Origin of the sequence: uncultured Methanobrevibacter sp. (genome assembly GCF_902769175.1) — an archaeon.
Classification (GTDB): domain Archaea; phylum Methanobacteriota; class Methanobacteria; order Methanobacteriales; family Methanobacteriaceae; genus Methanobrevibacter.
In genome coordinates, this window is record NZ_CACXNW010000006.1 from 1 (window position 1) to 25,119 (window position 25,119).

Annotated in this window: 8 protein-coding genes; 4 read left to right on the forward strand and 4 right to left on the reverse strand. The window is 30.9% G+C overall.

Annotated elements, in window-relative coordinates; genetic code table 11:
- Window positions 1-616: 616 nt before the first annotated feature.
- Window positions 617-916, reverse strand: a complete 300-nt coding sequence (locus QZV12_RS02800; protein ID WP_295616867.1) for a hypothetical protein — start codon at window positions 914-916, stop codon at window positions 617-619.
- A 291-nt stretch (window positions 917-1,207) separates the two neighbouring features.
- Here QZV12_RS02800 and QZV12_RS02805 point away from each other — a divergent pair, with 291 nt between their 5' ends.
- A complete protein-coding gene (locus tag QZV12_RS02805) occupies window positions 1,208-1,729 on the forward strand; it encodes a MarR family winged helix-turn-helix transcriptional regulator (RefSeq protein WP_295616869.1) in 522 nt (173 codons plus the stop codon).
- A gap of 109 nt (window positions 1,730-1,838) precedes the next feature.
- On the opposite strand, the gene QZV12_RS02810 is transcribed toward QZV12_RS02805, so the two are convergent.
- Complete coding sequence (locus QZV12_RS02810) at window positions 1,839-2,981, reverse strand: glucose-1-phosphate adenylyltransferase family protein (RefSeq protein WP_295616872.1); 1,143 nt, start codon at window positions 2,979-2,981, stop codon at window positions 1,839-1,841.
- A 462-nt stretch (window positions 2,982-3,443) separates the two neighbouring features.
- Here QZV12_RS02810 and QZV12_RS02815 point away from each other — a divergent pair, with 462 nt between their 5' ends.
- Window positions 3,444-4,235 carry an acyltransferase gene (locus QZV12_RS02815; RefSeq protein WP_295616875.1) on the forward strand — a complete coding sequence of 264 codons (792 nt, stop codon included), beginning with the start codon at window positions 3,444-3,446 and terminating at the stop codon, window positions 4,233-4,235.
- Window positions 4,236-4,368: 133 nt separating this feature from the next.
- On the forward strand, window positions 4,369-4,515 hold the full coding sequence (locus QZV12_RS02820) for a hypothetical protein (RefSeq protein WP_295616878.1): 147 nt from the start codon (window positions 4,369-4,371) through the stop codon (window positions 4,513-4,515).
- 269 nt (window positions 4,516-4,784) lie between these two features.
- Here QZV12_RS02820 and QZV12_RS02825 read toward each other — a convergent pair whose 3' ends face one another.
- A complete protein-coding gene (locus QZV12_RS02825) occupies window positions 4,785-5,690 on the reverse strand; it encodes an FkbM family methyltransferase (protein WP_295616882.1) in 906 nt (301 codons plus the stop codon).
- Between the two features lie 235 nt (window positions 5,691-5,925).
- On the opposite strand from QZV12_RS02825, the gene QZV12_RS02830 reads away from it, so the two are divergent.
- Entirely contained in the window at window positions 5,926-23,547 is a 17,622-nt protein-coding gene (locus tag QZV12_RS02830) for a non-ribosomal peptide synthetase (RefSeq protein ID WP_295616885.1), read from the forward strand.
- Window positions 23,548-23,683: 136 nt separating this feature from the next.
- Here the strand turns inward: QZV12_RS02830 and QZV12_RS02835 are convergent, their stop codons facing one another.
- Window positions 23,684-25,075: an MATE family efflux transporter gene (locus tag QZV12_RS02835; protein ID WP_295616888.1), complete on the reverse strand. Its 1,392-nt coding sequence runs from the start codon at window positions 25,073-25,075 to the stop codon at window positions 23,684-23,686.
- Window positions 25,076-25,119: the final 44 nt, after the last annotated feature.

A 25,119-nucleotide genomic window follows, 5' to 3' on the forward strand; every position in this document is an offset into this window, starting at 1 on the left:
ACGTTGTGATACAGAATTAAAATTAATGGCAACTGGATACAATTTTAAAAGAATATTCAATGAAAATGAACAAAAGATCCAATTCATAAGAAAAAAAAAGAATTTTTTGGATTTTGGAAAAAATTAAAAAAAAAATTGGGATCATGAATTTGATTTTTTTTCAAAATTTGTGACACCCTCTCTCATTTAGTTTTAATGTGAATTTAATCATATAAAAAAAATAATAACTTAGGTGTCTGATGATTCGTAATTTGAAAAATTAATAAAAATAATCTTTTAGAAATCAATTAAAAAAATACTCGGATTTCATTTCATATATAAAAAACAAATATATTTTCCAGCCACCATTTTTATAATGTAACTTCTTTACTAAATAAAGTTTATTGAATGTAAGCACTTACTTGCTTTTTAATTAGGTCATATCCATAAATAAAATTGCCAAATACTTTTTTGAGAAATTTGTTCATTAAATAACATATTTTAACCATTCTAATGCGGATGATGGGTCCATATTCATTCCATTTTTTTATTTTCTTAATTAACATATTCTTGCTTTAAAAAAAAACTATAAAAAAAGGTAAATAAACATTAAACATATTCTTGTTTTCAAAAAAAACTATAAAAAAGGTAAAGATATCTGATAAATTCTCACAATAAAGAATATTGCAATGATTATAATAGATAGGGAAAAGAGTATTATCAGGAAGTATTTAATGAATCCAGACATTAAATCTGAAAATCCAAATTTGTCATGGCTTGAATTATGCTGTCTTGGAGCTTCCTCTGTCTCATAATAAGGAGTTTTGAAATTGTTTCTGCAAGTTTGGCATTCCCAATTAGCAAATCCCCAATCTATTTTTTCCAATTTAGTGCTGCCACAGTATGGACATTTTCCTATTTTCTCTTTTTCGGCCATCTAATCTCTCCCCTTAAAACAAGACTATTAAATTGTTTATTTAAAAAGATATATAAATGGGATAAAACTTAAGGTTTACTTTACGCTTCCCCAGTATTCTATAAATCAATTACTTTATAAAACTTAATTAATCAATAAAAGAAAAATATATTCAATTATGGGTTGTGATTTTAATGGGTAAGGTGAAAAAGTCATTTACATGATTATTCAAAACCAAAAAAGAGAATAGGTATTTTTATAAAAATAATTAATAGCTAAATCAAACATACCATAATATGAGAGTGTACTCATATGGATTTAAATTCAAATAAAAAAACTAGTGATAAAGGCAAAAAGAAGCAACCAATGATTTCAGATATTTATTCATTAGACAATAATGAAATTGACAATGTCCCTATAGGATTTTTCTTCGGACCTGCTGCCAGCCAATATCTTACCTTTTTTGGCAGATATCTAAAGGATCTTGATATAACTCAAAACCAATTTTGGATCCTATTGACACTATTCCAGGAAAAGAACATTTCACAAGAGAGAATAGCATCTATTTTAAAGCTTAATGAAGCAACCGTGACTCGTGAAATCAACACCTTAGAAAAAAGGAATCTCATAATGAGAAAAACCGATGAAAATGATAGGCGTAGAAAAATAGTTTCACCGTCCGATGGAGGACTTGAAATGTATAAAATGGTTAAGGAAGTTGACTATAAAAGCCAAGCAGAAGTATTGAAATACTTCAGCAAGGAAGAACTTCACATTTTGAAATTTTTGCTTAAAAAACTTATGATTACAATGAAAGAGATTCTGGAAGAATAAATACTTATTCTAATCATTATATTGCAATTAATGATCCATCATTCAAAACTCATGAACCCAATCATTTACATTGCAAATAATGACCCATCATTCAAAACTCATGAAAAAACTATTTGCAGATAATCTCATCATCACTGATAATATCCTCTTCAACAACAGTATCTTGGGAAATTACAGCATTTTTAATTTTAGTTCCCTTTTTAATAAGACAATTATCCATTACAACAGAATTTAAAATATCAACATCCTCCTCAATAACAACACCATCCCCAATCATGGAATGGTTGACATTACCTAAAACAAAGGAATTTTTACCGATTATTGAAGATTTTATATTGGAATTCTCACCAAAAAAGGATGGGCTTGAATTATTAATATCTTTATTAATTTTAAATCTTTTATCTAATTCAAAAAAGTCCTTAATAAAAGTAGGGTGATCTAATAGGCTCATGTTTAATTTCCAAAATGAGTAAACTGTTCCTACATCCAACCAATACCATTTAAACTTGTATAAGCCTACTTTATAATTTTCAAGGAAATATGGTAAAACATGTTCTCCAAAATCCAAATCAGCCCCGAAACTCTTTTCCAACTCAATTAATGCTTCTTTTAGCTTGTCTTTTTTAAATAAATAAATACCCATAGAAACGTAATTGCTTTTAGGATTCTCTGGCTTTTCTTTAAAATCTATAATATTATCCTCTTCATCAAGTGTGAAAACACCTAAACGTGAAGCTTCCTCTAAAGAAACTTGTGAAACTGAAACGGTTAAATCATTATCCATTTCCAAATGATGCCTATAAAAAAAGTCATAATCCATGGAATAGACATGGTCTGCAGATAAGATTAGAATATCCCTTATATTATCATCATCAACCATATAATCCATATTGACCTTCACTGAATGGGCAGTGTTTTTATAAGCAAAATCCCCATCACTTGATTGCTTTGTTCCAGGAGGCATGACTTTGAAATTGGCAACTAATGAATTTAGGTTTGATTCAAATAAATAGTTAATCAAATCAATTGATTCATACTGAACAATAACTGCTAATTTTGTAATATTGAAATGTAAACAATTTATTAGACTAAAATCAATTAAATGATAATGGGAACAAACCTTAATTAATGGCTTGCATGTATTTCTAGTTAGATTTCCTAATCTAGAACCTTCCCCCCCAGCTAAAATAAAGCAACCTATCCTTTCTTTGTATTCTCTTAACATTTCCTCAATTCCTACAAATCTCAACATAATCTTTAACGGAATTATGCAAACTGTTCTGAATCCTAAACATTTCTCATTAATTCCATATTTAGCAAACTATATTTAAACTCTGTTGATTTTATAATATTTTTCAAAATATCTCAATATTTAATATTTTATTTAATTTATTATTTAAATTATAACGATAACCATATTTTAAAAAGTTTTTTGCTTAATTAATCTATTTTTTATGGATTTAGGCAAAAAATAAACAAATATTAACCAAAACAATAAAAAAAAGACATATTAACCAAAAAAATAAACAAATATTAACCAAAACAATAAAAAAAATACCTCAAAAAAAAATAAACAAATATTAACCAAAACAATAAACAAATATTAACTAAAAAAATTAAAAAATATATTACTAAATAGGGAATGCTTAAGCTTATTACACTCCTCAAATTCCAAATTAGAAAAAAATTTAAAGTTTAACTTGAAAATAATATAATGGTGATTAAAATTAAAAACATTGAAGTGAACAAGAGAGATAATTCATTAAATCTTTTAAGGCTGATTTTTGCCATTTTGGTTCTAGTTGGGCATTGTTATTTTATTCCTAATTTTGAATATAACTTACCTCAACCTGTTATATACCTAATTACATTAGCAGTTCCATTATTTTTTGTAGTTTCTGGATATTTAATCACCGGTTCTGCAATTAAGAATAGCTTTAAAACATTTTTAATAAAAAGATTTGCTAGAATATATCCAGGATATTTTGTTTCTTCAGTAATGGTTGTTTTACTTTTTGCACCAATCACATATGCACTGATTCATCACGGATTCGATATAAATAGTTATTTTTCTTTAAATCCTTCACCAATAGACTATTTACTTAACTGTATGGTATTTGATATTCTTACCCCAATTGGAAACATCTTGACTACAATACAAGTTAATGGATGGAATACTTCAACATGGACATTATTCTATGAAATTTTATGTTACCTTTTGATAGGAATCGTGATGTTTTTATTAAAAAAGCTAAAGCTAAAAAACTACACAAAAATAATAATTTTCTTGTATTTATTTATGATTTTCTGTTCTTTTATAATTCCAAGGCCAGAAAATCCGCCAGCAAATTTTGTAGAGGAAATTGCATATTTCATTAATTTTAGCGCAATATTTTTAGGAGGATCTATTCTTTATTTAATAAAGGATAAACTGGTATTTAACAAAAAATATCTGATTCTATCTCTAATCTTCTGTATAATAATTATGACATTGCTAAATAATTGATTTGCTACTGAAATATGTGCAATACCAATGACATATAGTGTTGTACCTCGCTATCAATCTAAAATCACCGAAGTTCATTCAAAAAAATGATATTTCCTATGGAATTTACATTTATTCCTGGCCAATACAAATTGTGTTAACATGTTATTATAAGCTTTACAATCCTAATATGAATGTTTTAGAATTTGGTATCATTTCACTGATTATTGCAATGGCATTTGGATTATTTAGCTGGTATGTGGTTGAAAAGCCAATCTTAAATAAAGTAAGGTCTATTTAATTAAAGATTAACAAGTACTCGCCAAAAATATATTTTTATAAAAATTTGTTTCCATATTTTTAAAATAAAGGGTTTTTAGAAGTTTTTTAAAAGGATTTTTATTCTTTTGGCGAACACTCTTAACTTAAAAAAGAAGCTTTTCAAACCTAAAATTAGTAAAATTAATAAAAAAAAGATTTCCAAACCTAAAATTAGTAAAATTAATAAAAAAAAGGTTTTCAAACCTAAAATTAGTAAAATTAATTAATTAAAAAACCTAATGAAAGAAGTTATTTACGATAAGCATGTATTAAACCAACTTCTTCAAAATTAGCTGCTGTTTCAATCAAATTTTCAACTTCAAATCCTTGGCTTTTTAATTTATCCATCAATAAATGATAATCTTTCTTAACCAAAGCCTGATGATGTTCAAAAATTATATCCTTAAAATCTGATAAGTCAGTGTTTAATATTATATTATATTCACAGCCTTCACAGTCCATTTTTAATATATCAGGTTTAATGTCATTCTCATTTAAAATATCCTCAATAGTGATTATATCAACTTCATAAGAATCTTCCACATTTCTATAATCATCTGTAGAATCCATTGAATCAATCAGCAATTTACCTGTCTTATCTGAAACCCCATAATTAAAGAAATGAATCTTATCTTTAAGGCTTGGATTCAATTCCCTGATTTTTAAAGAAAACTCATAATTTTTCTTCACTGGATCAAAAGCATATACCTCAGCACCATTTTTGGCAAATAAAAGTGCTGTATCACCAATAAATGAACCTATATCAATTACAACTCTATTTTCAAAATCAATTTTAGAAGAATTATAATGTCCATAATAATAAAACTCATAAAAAGGGTCAGTCATGAAATCATATTCATCATTAAAAAAGTTATAAATTGTAACGCCAAACCACTCTACAGTTTCATTAAATTTAAATAATTCATTATTAAATTCAACATAATCTCCAATAAGCTCAGGCCTTACACGAAAAATATTTTTTATAATCGCATTCAACAATCTTACATCAGTTATCTTTAAATCATTATTTGAATGCCTGAATTTTACAGTGACTTCCTTCTTAATCCCACATTTAAACATTAAGCAGGAAATTGGATTTTTAAAAAATTCAAAATAAGAACAAAAGTTACCGAAATGCTCTAATATGCCAGTCATTTTAATACCTTATTTTAAGTCTATAATTAATTTAATACCTTATTTTAAGTCTATCATTAACCTACAAAAAATACAAGTCCAACACACCAATATTTAAATCAGCATCAACCTACAAAAAAACTGTTAAGGTTAACAAAATTAAATTATTTAAGTAAATATTTATATTTAATATTTTAAATATATAACCAATAATTGTGAGCATTTATACTCATAAAAATTTATAGGAGAAACTAATTTGCAAAGCAGATTTTGGAAAGGGGAATTAAAGGAATTCTTCTCATTTAATAATTTTACAAAAAAAGCCAGTGAAAATAAAAACTTTGAAAAGATTAAAAGCAATCTTTTAAACACTCCTGAATTGGAACTATTTTTAACAGAAAATAATATTTCATTTTTTGAATTTTACACAAGCATTCTATCCATATACTTATCCAGAACCAGCAGAAGTGAAGGGATAATATTAGCTTACAATAACATAAGCCCAAATGATACACTTTTTAAAATTAGCTATAACAGCAAAAGTTCCCTTTTAAATAGTGTTTTTAATGTAAAAACAGTGCTAGACAAGTCCTTAAAAAGCTCTATGGACAATCTAAAGGACTATGTTGATGAATTATATCCTGAATATAGTGATTACATTTTCAATTATTTGATCGTAGATGGAGAAAAAAATTCAAATATCCAGGATAATGATTCTGCTATAAGATTCATCATATTTGAGGATGCTGTTGAAATTGAATATGATAAAAACACTTTCAATAGAATTGAAATGGAAACCATGATGGAAAATATTGAATACATTATTTTAAACTTCCAAAAGAACATCAATCAAAATTGCTGTGACATAAATATTGTATGCGATAGACAATTAAAATTATTGGATGAATTTTCAAAAGGTTCAAATTTTGAAATAGAAGAAAAATCACTTCCAAAAATCATATCTAACATAGCAAAAAAATATCCAAATAATTTTGCAATAAATGATGAAGAAAACCGAATAAGATACAATGAATTATATGATTTGATTAAATCCACAACATATACTCTTCAAAAAGACTATGACATTTCTAAATCTGACAAAATCATTTTAAATTTATCTAGATCATATAATATTCCATTGTTAAGCATTTGCCTAATGAAATTAGGTGCCATCACCATTCCTATTGATGATTCATATCCTGAAAATTATATTCAAAATATCATTGATGACAGTTCAGCAAAATACATAATCCAAGAAACTCCTCATGAGTTCAAAAATATTGAATCCATTGCATTGGATTCACTAAGAACATCTGTTAAAATTGATTCTTCAGAAGATTCTGATGCAAATATTGATTTTTCTGATGCAGATGTTGATTTAGATGACACTGCACTTATTTTATACACTAGTGGAGTGACTGGAACTCCAAAAGGTGTGGAAATAACTCAAAGAAACATTATTAACATTAACTACAATTACATCAATCATTTCAATATAGAAGAAGGTGGTTCAGGGAACTTCATGTGTTTAGCAAAATTCACTTTTGTTGCTTCCCTTCCAATTTATGCTGCATTAATGAATGGGTCTGAAGCATTCATTATACGTGAAACCAGCCAAGATACAATTCCAAAAATTGTCAAATACCTATCAATCCATCATTGCTATGTGTTGATTTCAACACAGGAATTAGGATTATACCTATACAATAATTTTGACTTGAATTTGGATAATTTAGCCTTTGCAGGTTCCAGTTTAACTAAAGCCAATATTAGAAAAAACTCTTCAACAAACCTGTTTAATGCCTATGGCTGTAGTGAAACATCAGGTTCTGTTATAATAAATAAGTTAAATGATGATTTATCTGACTATTCAGTTATTGGAAAACCTTTAGGCAATTCTAAAGTCAGCATATTAGATGAAAACAAAAAGCAATTGCCTATTGGTTCTGTAGGTGAAATCGTTATTTCTGGACCAATAGTCACTAAAAAATATTTAAACAATCAAAAAGAGACAGAAAAAGCCTATGGTAAATTTAATAATGAAAAAGCATTTTTTACAAATGATTTAGCTTATTTCAATAATAATGGTGAAGTTGTTTATTTAGGAAGAAAGGATAATCAAATCAATCTAAATGGTTTTAGAATTGAACCTGAACAGATTGAATCCACAATCCTTGATTATAAGGATATGGATCAAGTGAAAGTCATTGTCGGTGAAATAAATCATCAAAATCATTTGATTGCATATTATTCATCAGAGCTTGCCATTGATGAAAATGACCTTAAGGAATATTTGCAGAATCAATTGCCAAATTATATGATTCCATCATTTTATATGCAAATGGAAGTTTTGCCGCTAAATCCAAATGGAAAAATAGATGTAAAGAAATTGCCTCCTATAGAAGTTGATGAAGTTGAATTTGCCAAAGCAAGGGACGAATATGAAGAAATGATTGTTAAATCCTTTGAAAAATTCTTCAATAATGATAAAATCAGCATATATGATGATTTCATACAATTAGGAGGTAACTCCATTATTGCAATGAAGATCTTAAGCGAATTAGATGAATATAATTTAACAATCAACGATTTGATTAGACTAAGAACTCCTGAAAGAATTGCCAAACACATTAAAAATAATGAGATGCCTGATTTCGATTGGAACAAATACTCAATAAATGATGCCTGTCCATTAAACGAATCACAATTAAACGTTTATCTAGACATTCAAAGAAATGAAAATAATGAAGAATACAATATACCACTTAGGATTAAGATAGACAAAAGCCATTCAATTGAGGATGTAAAAAATGCATTAAATGAAATATTCAAGGTTCATCCAATACTTAAAACTCATATTGAAATCATTGATGGAACTCCTTATCTAAATTCTGGAAAGACTCCTGAAATCAAAATTTTGAAAAAACAAGAAGAAAACAAGACAAACCATATAAATGAATTACTTGATTCAAAACAAGAAGAAAACAAAACCAACAAATTCATGAATGAATCATTTGATTTGAATGAAAGCTTATCTCGCTTTTTATTAGTGGAAAACAATGATGAACTTAGTTTGATTGCAGTCTTCCACCACTTGATTTTTGATGGTTTTTCCAGCATGGTATTCAGAAACGATTTATTCGATTTACTCAATGGAAAAACATTAGAAACTGATGTTGGATTCATCAAAGCAAGTATTTATGACGAAGAAATCATTAAAGAGCCAAAATATGAAGAAGCAGAAAAATTCTATGACTCCATGTTGTCTGAAGCCAATGAAATTGCCCCTCTTTTAAGCAGTGTTGAAGGCAATGAAGCAGGAGCTTACTGTTTTGATTTATCAATTGAAAAAAATGAAATCCAAGACTTCCTAAAGGCCAACAATATTACTGAAAACATTTTATTCACAGAAGTTTTCGCATATGCCTTATCCAGATTCACTGGAGACAGTCAAGTATTATTCAATATCCTAGACAACGGACGTGACACTTTAAACAATTATAAATCCATAGGCATGTTCGTGAATACCTTACCATTGCTTGTTGATTGCCATGACAAGGAAATTAAATCCTATACACATGAAGTTAAGGAATTAATTTTAAAAGAATTATCCTATAACTTTTATCCATTTAGGATCTTAGCAAACAAATATAATATTAATTCTTCAATTCTATTCCAATACCTGCCTAATTCTGATGAAAACGATGAAACAGGCCTATTTTACAATGTTTCCGATTTGGATTTCACCATATTAAAAACTGATGATGAGAAATATTCAATAAAAGTCATATATTCAAGCCTCTATTCCATGGAAACTATAAAGCGATTTACTGAATCATATAATATGATACTAAATCAAATCATAAAGGCGGATAAATTATCAGAAATAAGTTATACTGCAGGTTCAGACATTGAACTATTAAATGAATACAACCAGACCGAACATGCCCTTGAGTACAATGACATTTTAGAGGCATTCAATGATAATCTTAGTCAAAATCCAAATAGCCCTCTTGTATCAATGAATGATAAAGTCTATAGTTATGCTGAAGGAGCATTTATTGCAGATAAGCTTTCAAAAGGATTAATTGAATTGAAAGTTGAAACAGGTGATTGTGTTGCATTTCTACTTGAACGCTCTGAAATTTATGTGCCTTGCATTTTAGGAATCATGTCTATGGGAGGAATTTATGTTCCTTTGGATGATAAGCTCCCTGATGAACGGATTAATTTCATATTGGAAGATTGTGATGCTAACGTGATTGTTGCAAGTGATGAAACTTACGAACGTGTCTGCAGCTTAAGCCATAACTGTGATATCCTAAACATATCTGAAATAATAAAAGGAGATACTGGAAAAAACCTCTCAAACACACCAAAAAATACAATAGATGAAACTGGAAAATCACTTAGTTTGCCTCTTGTTTACAGGGATATAGCCTGCATTTTGTATACCAGCGGTACAACTGGTATTCCTAAAGGTGTTAAAATTACCAGAAAATCCATACTTAACCTATCAGAGTTTTATATCAGAGCCTATGGCTTAAACAATGATGATGTTTATGGATTATTTGCTTCCATTGGCTTTGACGTATCCATAAAGGCCATATTCTCATCTATCTATGCAGGAGCCTGTTTATCAGTCATTCCAGGTGAAATTAAGTTGGATATAACTGCAATGAACGAATACTTCATCAAACAGGGAGTGACCCATACTGAAATTTCAACACAAGTTGCAAAACTGTTTATCGACCAAATTGATGAGACTTCACTTAAGGTGTTGACTACTGGTGGTGAAAACTTAGGTGAAAGTGAAATTGAAGTTGATTATCGTTTTGTAGACTCATATGGACCAACAGAAGCATGTGTTGATGTAACAAGTATTGATTCAGATGAGAGGATTGACCCATCATCAATTGGTTTCCTCATTGACAACACTAAAGCATATGTTTTAGATGAGGAGTTTAGACGAGCTCCTGTTGGAGCTGTTGGTGAACTGTACCTATCAGGTTATCAAATAGCTGACGGTTACTTGAATCGTGAGGAAGAGACCGCTAAGGCATTCTTGAAAAATCCATTCAATGATAGTGAAGATTATCCCATAATGTATCGTACCGGTGATATGGTACGTGTTTTGCCGGATGGCTCTTTAGCTATTGTTGGTCGCCGTGACAGCCAAGTGAAAATCAGAGGAAACCGTGTAGAGCTAACTGAAGTAGAATCAAGCATAAGGGAAATGAAACATATCAAGGACGTTACTGTCCAAACTGTTAAAAAGGGCTCTAACAACGAGCTTGTTGCCTATGTTGTAACAGATAAGAAAATGGACAAAAACACCCTCAAAGAAGATCTTTGCGATTATATAGCAAAATCCAAACCAAGCTACATGGTCCCTTCATATGTAATGGCATTAGATGCCATCCCTCTAAACGTTAATGGAAAAGTGGATAAGAATGCATTGCCTGAAATTGACTTAAGCAGTCTTCAGACAGAATATGTGGCCCCAAGAACAGAAAGAGAAAAGAAAGTCACAGAAGCCTTTGAAAAGGCATTCGATATGGAAAGCATAGGAATTTACGATGATTTCATACAATTAGGGGGAGAATCATTAACTGCCATCAAATTAGCATCATATCTAGAGGAATATGAGATTTCAATAGCAGCCATACTAAGATTAGGTACACCTTATGCTATAGCTAAAAACATGAAAGAAATCACATATGACTTAAATATCTTCTCATTAGAATCAGGATGTCCTTTAAACGAATCACAATTAAACGTATACCTGGATATTGCAGCTAAGGGCAAAGTGAATTCATATCTCATGCCATTAGCTATGGAAATCCCTAAAAAATATGACACAGCCAGAATTAACACTGCTTTAGAAGAGATGATGAATGTCCACCCTATTTTAGGAATGTGCGTTAGCGACGAATACGATGTTCCATATTTAGTCAAAGGAAATAAGCCACAAATAATCTTTAAAACCAATATTAAAGAGGAATCTGTCATTGAATTTTTAACCAAGCCATTTGACTTGCATAAAAGTTTATGCAGATTCCTAATCATGGAAGAAGAGGATAAGCATTCACTCTTAGCGGTTTTCCACCACATCATTTTTGATGCACTGTCAAACAATGTATTCAAAGAAGACCTATTGGCGATACTTGAAGGAGAAACCATCGACATTGATGATTCTTTCTTAAAAGTCTCAGCATTCAGCCAAGAAATGCAAAATTCAGATGAAACCGAATCCGCTAAAGACTTTTACGAATCAATGCTGGCAGAAAGTGATGAAACTGGCCTGTTTTTAGAAAGTGTTAACAGTGATGGCCCAGGATCAATAGAAAAGGACATGGACTTGAAGCATGATTCAATTAAGCCGTTCCTAATTGAACAGGGCATAAGTGAAAATGTGTTATTTACCAGCGTTTTTGCCTACACCTTATCCAGATATGTTGGCGGAGACTCTGTCCAGTTCAATATCATTGAAAATGGCCGTGACAGATTCAATAACTTCAACTCTATCGGAATGTATGTAAATACCTTGCCAATATTGGTTAACTGCAAAAACCAAAACATCTCATCATTCATGGACTATATGTCCAATTTGGTTTATGATGTAATGAAATACAATTACTATCCATTCAGATTGCTTATAGACAAATACAATATTGATGCCAATATCATGTTCCAATACTTGCCTGATTGGACAATGGATACTGATAATGATAATTATAATAAGAATATGGAAGATATCATACTTGGCCAAATGGATGACTTAATCGCTGATTTCACTGCAGAGCTTATCCAAAAGAATGAAAACTACAAACTGCAAATAACATATTCCAACAAGTATTCAAGTGACTTTATTGAGCATTTCATCGAAAGCTATAAGCTCATCCTACAGGAAATGCTTAAAGTCGAGAAATTAGGAGATATTGATTACATTACAGATAAGGATATAAAGCTTTTAGACAGCTATAACCAAACCGAATATGGATTTGAGCATAAGGATATTTTAGAGGCATTTGACAATGGCTTGTCAAAATATTCAGACAATATCCTTGTAGGATATGAAAACAGAAGCTACACACATGGTGAAGGGGCATACATAGCAAATGAAATAGCAAACAAAATACACTCACTAAATATTGCTAAGCAGGACAAGGTTGCTTTAATTGTACCACGCTCAGAATGGTTCCTCCTTGCAAGTTTAGGGGTCTTAACTGCAGGAGCAATATATGTCCCAATCGATACCACATATCCTGATGATAGAATAATGCAAATGCTAAAGGACAGCCAAGCAAAAGGAGCAATAGTAAGTGAACAAACAGAACAACGTGTAATGGACATAATCAACAAAAGCAAATTAGACATTAAAACATTAAACATGTCCAAAATAACAAAAAGCAATATAAAAAGCTCTAAACACTTAAACTATGAAGCAGTCAATGAAAATGACATTGCCTGCATCCTATACACCAGTGGAACAACAGGTGTTCCTAAAGGGGTCTTAATCACCAGAAAGGCAATAAACAATTTTGTTTCATGGTATGTGAAAGAAACCGACTTCAATGATAATGACGTTTACGGAATGTACTGCTCATATGTATTCGACATGCATACACATGCATTATACTCTCCACTCATCACAGGAGGATCATTATATGTCGTTCCAGAAGATATCCGTCTAGACTTGAAAGCCTTAAACGATTATTTTGTAGAACACAATTGTACCCACACATACATTACAAGCCAAGTGGGAAAGCTCTTTGCTGAAAGCGGCATGGAAACATCAATTAAGCTTTTATGCTTTGGAGGAATGAAGCTGGGAGAACTTAATGCACCAGACTCCATCGGTCCATTCGAATCATATGGCCCTTCAGAAAACTTAGCGATTTCAACAAGCATATTTGCAAATAAGCGTATACACCCTTCAAGCATTGGTAAATTGGTCAATAATGTAAAAGCCTATGTGCTTGACAATGAACAACGCCAAGTGCCTATAGGTGCAGCAGGAGAACTATACCTATCAGGTCACCAATTAACTCCAGGATACCTCAATCGTGAAGAAGAAAACAAAAAAGCATTCTTCAACAACCCATTCGACAATACAGAAGGATACAAAAAGATCTACAAAACAGGAGATATCGTCAGATTCCTGCCTGACGGCACATTAGGAATAATAGGACGCCGAGACAATCAAGTAAAAGTGAGAGGAAACCGTGTAGAATTAACTGAAGTCGAATCAACCATAAGAGAATTGGAATATGTTGAAGATGTAACAGTCCAAACAGTTAAAAGCAACAGCAATCATGAATTGGTAGCCTACATTGTATCAGAAGAGATGGAAGAAAACCATCTAAAGGAATCTGTCAGCGAATACATAAGCCAACACAAACCAGATTACATGATTCCATCCTTTATCATAAAAATAAATGAAATTCCATTAACAGTCAATGGAAAAGTGGACAAGCAATCCTTACCTGAAGTGGATATGAACAGATTAAAAGCCGAATATGTTGCTCCAAGAACAGAAATCGAAGAAATAATCACAGACACATTCAAAACAATATTCAATGAAGAAAATATAGGCATATATGATGACTTCATCCGTCTCGGAGGAGATTCAATCATTGCAATAAGAATGATTTCCTCCCTTCACAAGCAACACATTTCCTGTTCTGCTAAGGACATATTAACTTACAAAACACCTTACTTAATTTCACAGCATGTAAAAATAGATGATTCAGTCAAGTCATATGAAAGCACAGAAGGAATAGTGGATCTTCTCCCTATTCAATCTTATTTCTTTGATCAAATCAATGAAAACAACTTCACACAGCAATTCGTATTGAAAATCAAAGAAGATTTAGATGTGGATATTTTGCAAAAATCATTTGATGAATTAGCAAATATTCATGACATCTTACGTGCCGTATATAGGTTTGATGAGGATAATAATCCGATTCAGGAAATATTGCCGGTAAATACACATATCTGCGATATAAATGAACACTTCATAAATGATAATTTCAACAATACACAAAAAGAACAAAAAACAACACCAAATAAACACAACAATACACAAAAAGAACAAAAAACAACACCAAATAAACACAACAATACAGAAAATGAACAAGAACAATCCATATTAGATAAATTCAATGAAAGCATAAAGGATATCCTAATGGAATCCATCCAAAATATAAACATAAAGAGCAAGCTAATTGATATCAATTTAGTTCATCATAATAATGAAAATTATATGATTATAGTTGCTCATCACTTGATTATTGATGGAATAAGCTGGAATAATCTCCTTGTTGACTTAACAGAGATTTACCTTAAATTATCCAAAGGCGAAGAAATTGACATCTTAAGGCCTTATCCATATAAATACTGGGTTGACGATGTTAAAACATTAGTTGAAAGCATATCTGATGAGGAAAAGCAACATTGGACTAAAGTAAACAACCAATTAGATGACTCTCTCATTAAGGGAAATGCTAAAAATATTCTCCTAAAGATAGACAAAGATTACAATAAGGATAATCTATTGAACTTATCTGAAGAGGAGTATTTAGCATTAGCAATTGTTCGTGCTTATAAGAACACATACAATGAAGATGTCATTTTCAACCGTGAATCACATGGACGTGACGACAGCATAGCAAACATCAACCAAACCATAGGATGGTTTACAAGCCAATACCCGGTTACAGTTGAAACAAATAACGGCTATGACCCTATTTCACTAACAAATGACATATATAGCATCAAAACAGCTTTAAAAGATGTTAATAATTTAGGACTAAACTATGCTTCCTTGATTTACACTAGCCATGATTTGGAATTCAAGCATTGTCCAATAACCTTCAACTTCTTAGGAAATGAATTCATATTCAAAAATGAACTCTTTGAATCCATTAATCATCTTATAACTGAAAATGATTCAAATGATATGAAGCCAATTGAATCAAAAACCTATGGAATTACCTTAAACATTGGCGATTTAGATGATTCATACATCATTGATGGAGAATATGCAGACAAGACCTATTTAAGTGAAAAATTTGATGAATTTATAGAAAACATCAAATCAGAATTAAGATTCATTGGAGAATATGAATTTAAGGAAATCATTTGCAGCTTATCAGAACCACAATTAGGAATATACTTAGATGAAAAAGTTAATGAAAAAAGCACTGCATATTCTGTTCCAGGAATTTTAGACTGTAAAGACAAATCTATGGAAGAAATTAAGGATGCAATCGATGCATTGATTGAAAAGCACCCTATCCTAAAGGGTAGAATATTAGATAATGACTTGCCTCTTTTAGTTTGCGATACTTATCCAACAATTGAAACCGTCAATGAAAAAGACTATATGGAATTGATCAAGCCATTTGACTTAAATAAAAATTTAACTCGCTTCTATATAGTTAATAATGATGAAGGCAGATTCATATTATATGATATGCACCATATAATCAGCGATGCAAGCTCACGTATTATCATCAATAATGAGTTAGAAGATATTTTAAATGGAAAAATAGACAATAAAACAGATTTAGACCTTAAAAAAGCAAACTCACAAAACAATACCGATTTAGACCTTAAAATAAACCCAGAAAACAATAAAACAGATTTAGGATTTGTTTATGCAAGCTTAAATGACTTTGAATCCAAATTTAAAGCAGAATATGAATTAGCCCATGAATTCTTTATAGAACAATTTGCAGACATTGACGAAACCTACACAATATTAAATGATATAGACGGATCTAAAGGAAGCATAACTCTTCCTATTAGAGGAATCAAAGATAAGATAGACTCATTTACACATGAAATAGGAATTACAACCAGCAACCTATTGAATAGTGTATTTGCATATACATACTCCCGTTTTACCGGTTCAGATAAAGTTTATTATACCTTTACAGAGCATGGACGTCATGAAAGCTACACACAAAATAGCTTAGGAATGTTTATCAGAACAATACCAATTATTGCAGACTGCAAAAACAAGTCAGTAGAGGAATTTTTAGATGAAATGTCTGATTCAATCATAAATTCCATGATGAACAGCAATTATCCATTCAGATTGCTTGCAAAAGAATTCAATCTAAACAATAATGTATCATTTGAATATAATTATGACTTAAATGATGTTTCTAACATTGGAGATGAAATGGAATTTAGTGAATATGCTGATACTGTTTCTGAATTCTCATGTGTTGTCAATGACTTAGAGGATGGTTTTGCAGTTAATCTCAGTCATTCAAACAGCTTTAGCCAAGATACAGCGATACGCTTTGTCAATGTGTTTAAGGAAATACTAATCCAAATTTTAGATAAGGAAGAATTATCTGACATCAATTATGTTTCCAATGATGATATAAAACTTTTAAATAACTACAACCAAACAGAAAAGGTATTGAAATATGATAACATTTTAGATGCATTCAATGATAACCTTAGTCAAAACCCTAATGCCCCTCTTGTATCAATGAATGATAATAGCTTCACTTATGCTGAAGGAGCATTCATTGCAGATAAAATAGCTAATGATTTAAGGGCTTTAGGTGTTGGAATGGATGATAATGTTGCCTTTGTCTGTGAACGTAGCGAATATTACATGTTTGATGTCTTGTCAATTTTATCTCTTGGTGCAGTTCCAGTTCCTATCGATGATGCCCTTCCTGATGAAAGAATAAGGCTTATGATAGAAGATTCAAGCTCAAAGGCGATTATTGTCAGCAATGCCACTTATGAAAGGGTTTGCAGCTTATCTGATGATATTGCTGTATTAAATGTTTCAGAAATCATTGAAGGTAAAATAGGCCGCTTATCACATCTTCCTGTTTCAAATGGCAATTTGGCAGGAATCTTATATACCAGCGGTACAACCGGTGTACCTAAGGGAGTTAAAATCACTAAAAAGGCAGTTCTTAATTTAGCTGAACATTATGCAGAAGCTCAAAACTTAAGCAATGAAGATGTCTATGCCCTATATCCATCTATTGGTTTTGATGCAGGATATAAATCAATATTTAAGGTCCTCTATTCCGGATGTTCCCTAGCAATAGTTCCAGAAGAGATCAAATTGGATATGAAGAAGTTGAATGATTATTTCATTAGGCATAATGTAGGCCATGTCTTCATTACCACTCAAGTAAGCAAGCTCTTTATGGATAGTGTTGAAGAGACTTCCTTGAAGGTATTGTCAGTTGGTGGAGAAAAGCTTGGAGAGTTTGAAAGCCCTGAAAGCTATCTCTTAATGGATGACTATGGTCCTACAGAGGCATTTGCATTTATAAGCTCAATTGACAACTCCAAAAAGATTGATGACTCTTCTATAGGCAGCTTAAATATTAACTCTAAAGCATATATTTTAGATAATGAAGGCAGACAAGTTCCTGTTGGTGCTGTTGGTGAATTATACCTTGGAGGAAATCAAATAGCTGAAGGATATCTAAACAGAGAGGATGAAAACAGAAAAGCATTTGTCGATAATCCATTTGATGAAAACCACAAGCTAATGTATCGTACTGGAGATATGGCAAGGATATTGCCTGATGGCACTTTAGGGCTTGTTGGACGTCGAGACAGTCAAGTAAAGATTAGAGGAAACCGTGTAGAGCTTACCGAAGTCGAATCAATTATAAGGGAATTGGATTATGTAGATGACCTTACTGTTCAAGTGTTTGACGGAAAGCTGGCAAGCTATATTGTAGCAAAGGACGATATCAGCGAGAAGGAGCTCTTTAGCTCTGTAACCGATTTTGTAGCTAAACATAAGCCAAATTATATGGTTCCATCATTTGTTGTCAAATTGGATTCAATCCCACTAACAATTAACGGAAAAGTCAATAAAAATGCATTGCCTAAGCCTGAATTAAGCGATATTGAAATAATAGCTCCTCAAAATGATATTGAAAAAGGATTGCTTGAGATTTGTCATGATTTAAGCAATGTTTCTAATTTCGGAGTTAAAACAAACCTATTCAATCTAGGATTTTCATCACTTACCTTCATGAAGCTGAATCATGAAATACTAAAGGAATATGATGTGGATTTAGGTATTGGATTCCTATTGAACAATCCATATATACAAAAGATTGCAGAAGCTGTAATCAATAATGATTCCTATAGCCTAAAATCATATCCTCCGCAAAAATACTATCCATTAACCAGCATGCAAAGGACAATGGCAATATTTTCACATAGTGACTTAAGCAAGCAAAAGTTTGTATTGCATGAGGTTGCCAGCTTAAATGAATTTAATGACGTGGATAAGCTTAAAAGTTCAATAATTAAGGTTATTGACACACATGCATCAATGAAAGCCCAATTGCTTAAAAAAGATGATGAAATAATTCTAAAGCGTGATGATGACTTGGACATTAGCCAATTCATTGAAATCAGGAAAGTTGATGAAATCACAGATGAGCTCCTTAATGATACAATATTTGAGTTCAATGATTTTGAAGATGCATTATTCCGCTTTACAATTTACCATACCTCAGATGAGGTAAAGCTGGTTTCCAATATCCATCACATAATAATGGATGTCTACTCCATAAAACTGTTTATTGAAGATGTAAAGCTAGCTTATGAGGGTAAAGAGATAGAAGAGGAAATCATTAATATGTATGACCTTACATTGAACGAATTGGAATACGAAAATACAATTCAATATAAGCAGTCAGAGGAATACTATTTAAATATCCTAAAGGAATATGAGGAAGTCAAGCTTCCTAAGAATCAGGAAGATTATTCATCAAAGGAAAATGCTAATGTTCAATCAATAGAGATTGATGATATTGAAATAGAAGAGTTTTGCAGTGAAAACAACATCTCACCAAGCATTCTATTTATGGCCTCAAGCCTCCTTGCCTTAGACAAATTTACATATTCTACCATGTCCAGCTTAAGCAATATCTATAATGGACGATACAATGCCTCATTATATAAGACATATGGTGAATTGTCAAAAGAGCTATTGCTGATTGTCAATAGGGATAATAGGGAAGAGACAGTCAAAAGCCTATTTGAAAAAATCAATGATTCATGGAACAATGCATTAAAGCATTCCATGTATCCGGTTGAAAGATTATATGATAAGGAAAATATCAGTTCTACAATTACCTATAGGTATTTTGAAGATTTCGTCCCATCCTTCTTGGAATTTGAAGATCAAACATCCCAATTAACTGATATTGATAGGGATTTGGAAATAGCATTTGTCAAAGAGAGTGAAAACAAGTTCCTTGCAAGCATAACTTATAATCAGGAATTATACACTGGAGAATATATGGAAACATTTTTAGATTCCATTAGGACAATAATTGAATTTATTGTGGATTCTGATGTAAATCATACCCGATTAAAGGACATTTCCCTATCAAATGAGTATCTTGGCGATTTCAGCGAGGACATTTACATACCTACACTTGTTGAATTGTTTGAAAAGCAAGTCTCAATCAATCCGGATAAGACTGCATTGATTGTCAATGATGAGGAAATCAGCTATTGGGAATTGAATCAAAATGCAAATAGGATTGCAAATAGGCTTATTGGCAAAGCACCTTCCAAATCCAATATTGTGGTCTTGCTTCCAAGAACTAAGGAATTGATGTATTCCATTTGGGGTATTCTTAAGGCAGGATGTGCATTCATACCATTGGATGAATCCTATCCTGAAGATAGAATAAAATATATTATTGAAAACAGTGATTCATCAGTTGTAATAACAGATAAGGACTTGCCTAATTCAATTCATCCAAATGAATTGTTAAATGGAGAAAATGACACAAATACAAATCTACAAGCTGATGACACAAACCCTAATCCAAATGAATTGTTAAATGGAGAAAATGACACAAATACAAATCTACAAGCTGATGACACAAACCCTGATTTAGACATATCCCCTAATGATGTAGCATATATCCTATACACTTCAGGTACAACCGGAAAGCCTAAGGGAGTTAAAGTGTCCCATAGGAATATTGTAAACATTACAATGCCTAGTGAAGATAATAATCTTAATCAAGCATTTACAAAAGATATAAAACATCTCTTGACCTTAACTCATGTAAATTACACTCCATCAGTTATTGATTATACAACTGCATTAACATCAGGCATAACAGTAGTTTATGCAAATAATGATGAAATAAAGAATATAAGTAGCCTAATCAAATTAATGGATAAGTATAAGCCTGAAATCATTGGATCAATTACTCCATCAAGATTAACTGAATTCCTAGAGGTTCCAGAGTTTGTTGAAGTCTTCCAATATCTTAAAAGAGTTGTTCTTTTAGGTGAAAAGTTCCCTCCAATCCTATATACAAAAATAAGGAGCAAACATAAAAGCATTAAAATCTACAACGATTATGGATCCACTGAATCAGTTGGAATAGGCCTTAAGGAAGTGACAAATGAAAATGACATTACAATCGGTTTGCCTATGCATAATGTAAAGCGTTATATTGTAGATATTGATGAACAGGTATTGCCTCCTCTTGTCCAAGGACATTTGTATATCAGCGGTCCTTCAGTTTCATTAGGATATACCAACAGTGAAGAGGATAAAAAGACTTATGCTGAATTCAATGGAAAAAGATTCATTAAAACAGGAGATTTGGTAGTACTGCAGTTAAATTCAGAAATCAAACTATATGGACGTGTCGATAAGCAATTAAAGCTTAGAGGACAAAGATTAGAAAGTGAAGAAATAATAAGCCTAATCAACAAATATCCAGGTATTACAAATAGCATAATAACGATTGATAAAATTAACAATTTTGAACACTTGATAGCATATTATGTAAGTAGTAATCAAATAAATGAAAAGGACCTTCGTACTTACTTGGAAAGAAAACTCCCTATATATATGGTACCTACATATTTCATAGAAATTCCTGAAATTCCAACTAATCTCCATGGAAAGGTTGATACAACAAAATTGCCAAAATTGAATTTTAATGAAATGAGCTACGAAGCTCCTAGAACTGAAATGGAAAAAACATTAATCGAATTTGCTAAAAAACTGACAAATGTGGAAAGAATAGGAATTGACACTAACTTAATCAGCATAGGTTTCACATCATTGACATTCATGAATTTCAATTATGAAATCTTCAAGGCTTTTGGTGTTGAATTAAACATTGATACTCTATTATCTGAGCCATTTATAAAGGATATTGCCAAAGCAATCAGCAATACACAAAAATCAATAAAATCCTATCCAATACAGAAATATTATCCTTTGACTACAATGCAGGAGGTAATGTTTACATTTTCATATATCCTGAAAAAATCCGTTATAATATCTGATGTTGTAAATATTGATTCAGATATGGATGCAGAAAGGCTTAGAAATGCAATTTTAAAAACCATCAATACTAAAACATCCATAAAAACAAGATTTGTGAAAAGAAATGGTACATTGATGCAATGGAGAGAGGATGATTTGAATATCGATCATTTAGTTGAATTGAAAAAGGTTGATGAGATAAGTGATGAGTTAATCTTTAATGAACTATACGAATTTAATCTTTTAAATGAAAATCTCTTCCATTTTACAATTCTACAATCCAATAGTGAAATTAGATTAGTGTTTAGCATACACCACATTTTGGTTGATTTATATTCATTGAAATTATTCTTTGATGATGTATTGAAGGCCTATGATGGTGAAGAGCTAGATAAGGAAATCGTTAACTTATTTGATTTCACAATAGCTGAAACAGAATTCTTAAACTCACAACAATGCAATGAAGCAGAAGATTATTATTTAGAAATGTTAAGTGATTATGAAGACATTAAATTGCCTAAGGACCAAAAGCAAGATTTAGATGAGAAAGTCCTAAAGGGAATAGCTGATAATCTTAATGACTTTGATATTATAGGATTCTGCAATGAGCAAAATATTTCTCCAAGTGTCCTGTTTATGACATCAACATTATTGGCTTTGGATGAATTCACAGATTCCTCTAAATCCTTGTTGACAAATATTTATAATGGAAGGCACAGCTCTTCCCTATATCAGACATTTGGAAACCTATCAAGGGAATTGCCATTGATTGTAAATAGGGATGACCGTAATCAAAGCATAAAGGCATTATTGACTGGAGCTAATGAAAATTGGAACACTGCACTGAAATATGGAATGTATCCTTTCGAAAGAATGTTCCATAAGAAGAATATGCAGTATTCAACAATAACCTATAGGTATTTTGAAGACTTTATTCCTGAATTGCTAAAAGATGATTTGGTTTTCAATAGCGCATTTATTGGAGATAGGGATTTGGAAATCTACTTTATTAAGAATTATGATGGAAGCTTTTTCATTAATTTAAGCTATAATTGTCAATTATATACTGATGAATATATGAAGAGCTTTTTAAAATCAGTGAAAAAGACAATTGGAAGCATTATCACCTGTGATGTATTGGAAACAACAATAAATGATGTTTCAAAAATTAAAGAAATAGAAGCCATAAAGGAGAATTCAAAGATTAAGGGAATGGAATCTATAAAGAAAGATCCAAAGATTGATGAAACGGAAACTTCCACTGAAAAGAGAGAAACTGCAGAATATGAAACTCCAAGAAATGAACAAGAAAAAACAAAAATTGAAACTCCAAGAAATGAACTTGAAAAGACTATTGTAAGAGCTTTTGAATTGGTCTTCAATCAAAGAATTAGCATTGATGATGATTTTGTATCTCTTGGTGGAACCTCATTAACATCTATGATGATACTTCGTTACTTATATGACTATGGAATTGAAGATATCGATTTATTTAAGCTAAGAACACCTAGAGCAATAGCTGAATACATAGAAAGCAAAGATAATTAAGTAATAATTTACTTCAATTATCTTTCTAAACAGTAGATGAATAAACACAAAGAAGAAATAAAATCAGAAAATAATACAAAAATAGCCGAATAAACAAAGCAGAATTTAATAAAGAAATAAAATACTTCAAAACCTTCTAATCAAGTTCTGCATCCTCATTTATTTCTTTTTCATTCCTTTTTCTATCTAAAAATTCATTTAAATCCTTTCTAAACATATAATAATAGATTACAATTTGCACTATGGAAACAACTATCAAAACATAATAAACACTGTTTACTATATGTAGCCAATACTCCATTACATACATTGCACCAAAGGTGAGAACTGTACCGATTAACAATAGATAGAAAGATTTTTCTGGTTTTTCAATGGAAATAAACATTGCATCCACTAAAAGACAAGCATTTTGCACTATATTCAATATTGCAAAGAATTTTATGCTTAAGGAAATCTGGTTGATAACAAGCATATCCTTAGTTTGATATAAGACATAACTTAAGAAATCAGATCCGAAAAAGGCAAATATAGAAGGAATAATGGTAATTACTTCTACTACGAAAAATGCATATTTTAAATTTGGAGTTATATCATCCCAATGCTTAGCACCTATTAAAAATCCAATAACTGAAATCATTGCTGATGAAAAGGCATTTAAGGGCAATAATGCAAATGCCATCAGCTTATTGGTAAAGGAGTAAGCTGTAATGTAAATTAAACCTTCATATAAAAAGAAGTTATTAATTAAGATTGAAAAAAATGTTGTAAGGGCAGACTGTAATATTACTGGAACCCCAATTCTTATATTCTTTTTTAAAACTTTCAAATCCCTTTTCCTATTATAGTTATATTCACCTATAGAAATATATTCGTTTCTTTTGATAAGCAAGACTGCAAATAAAATGATAGAACCTATAATAACAGAACATACTGTTGCCATAGCAGCTCCCTTAATGCCCCAGTTAAAGGAATATATAAAAATAGGATCCAAAACCATATTTATCCCAGATGTTATGACAATGATAACAATAGGTATTTTAATATAACCCTGTAGTCTCAATAAGAATGGAAGAATATCCAAAACAAAGAAAAATCCAATGAAGCATACTAAAATACTTAAATATGAATAGGAAGCGTCAAAAATTTGATTAGTGCAAAACAAGGCAAGTATCTTATCTAAAAACGGTAAAACTATAAGAGGAATTAAAATACTAAGACCAAGGATGACTAAGAGAATATTCTTAATTAGACTATTGGATTCCTCAATATCCTTTGCAGCAATTGACTTTGACAGAGAAACATTTACTGTAGTGCCAATACCAGTTCCAATTATAATCAATAAATTAAATATGAAGCTTGTTATTCCAACAACAGATACTTCAACATTACCTAATCCGCTAACCCAAATTGAGTCGAAAAATAAATTTAATAAAATACATCCAAATGAAACAAAAGTCGGAATGGCCATCTTAAATAAAGCCATTCTTGGATTTTCTACCATTTCCGCAACATTTTCATTAGTATTCATATTTATATATTTTATCTTTCATGCCATATTTATTTTTTGACACT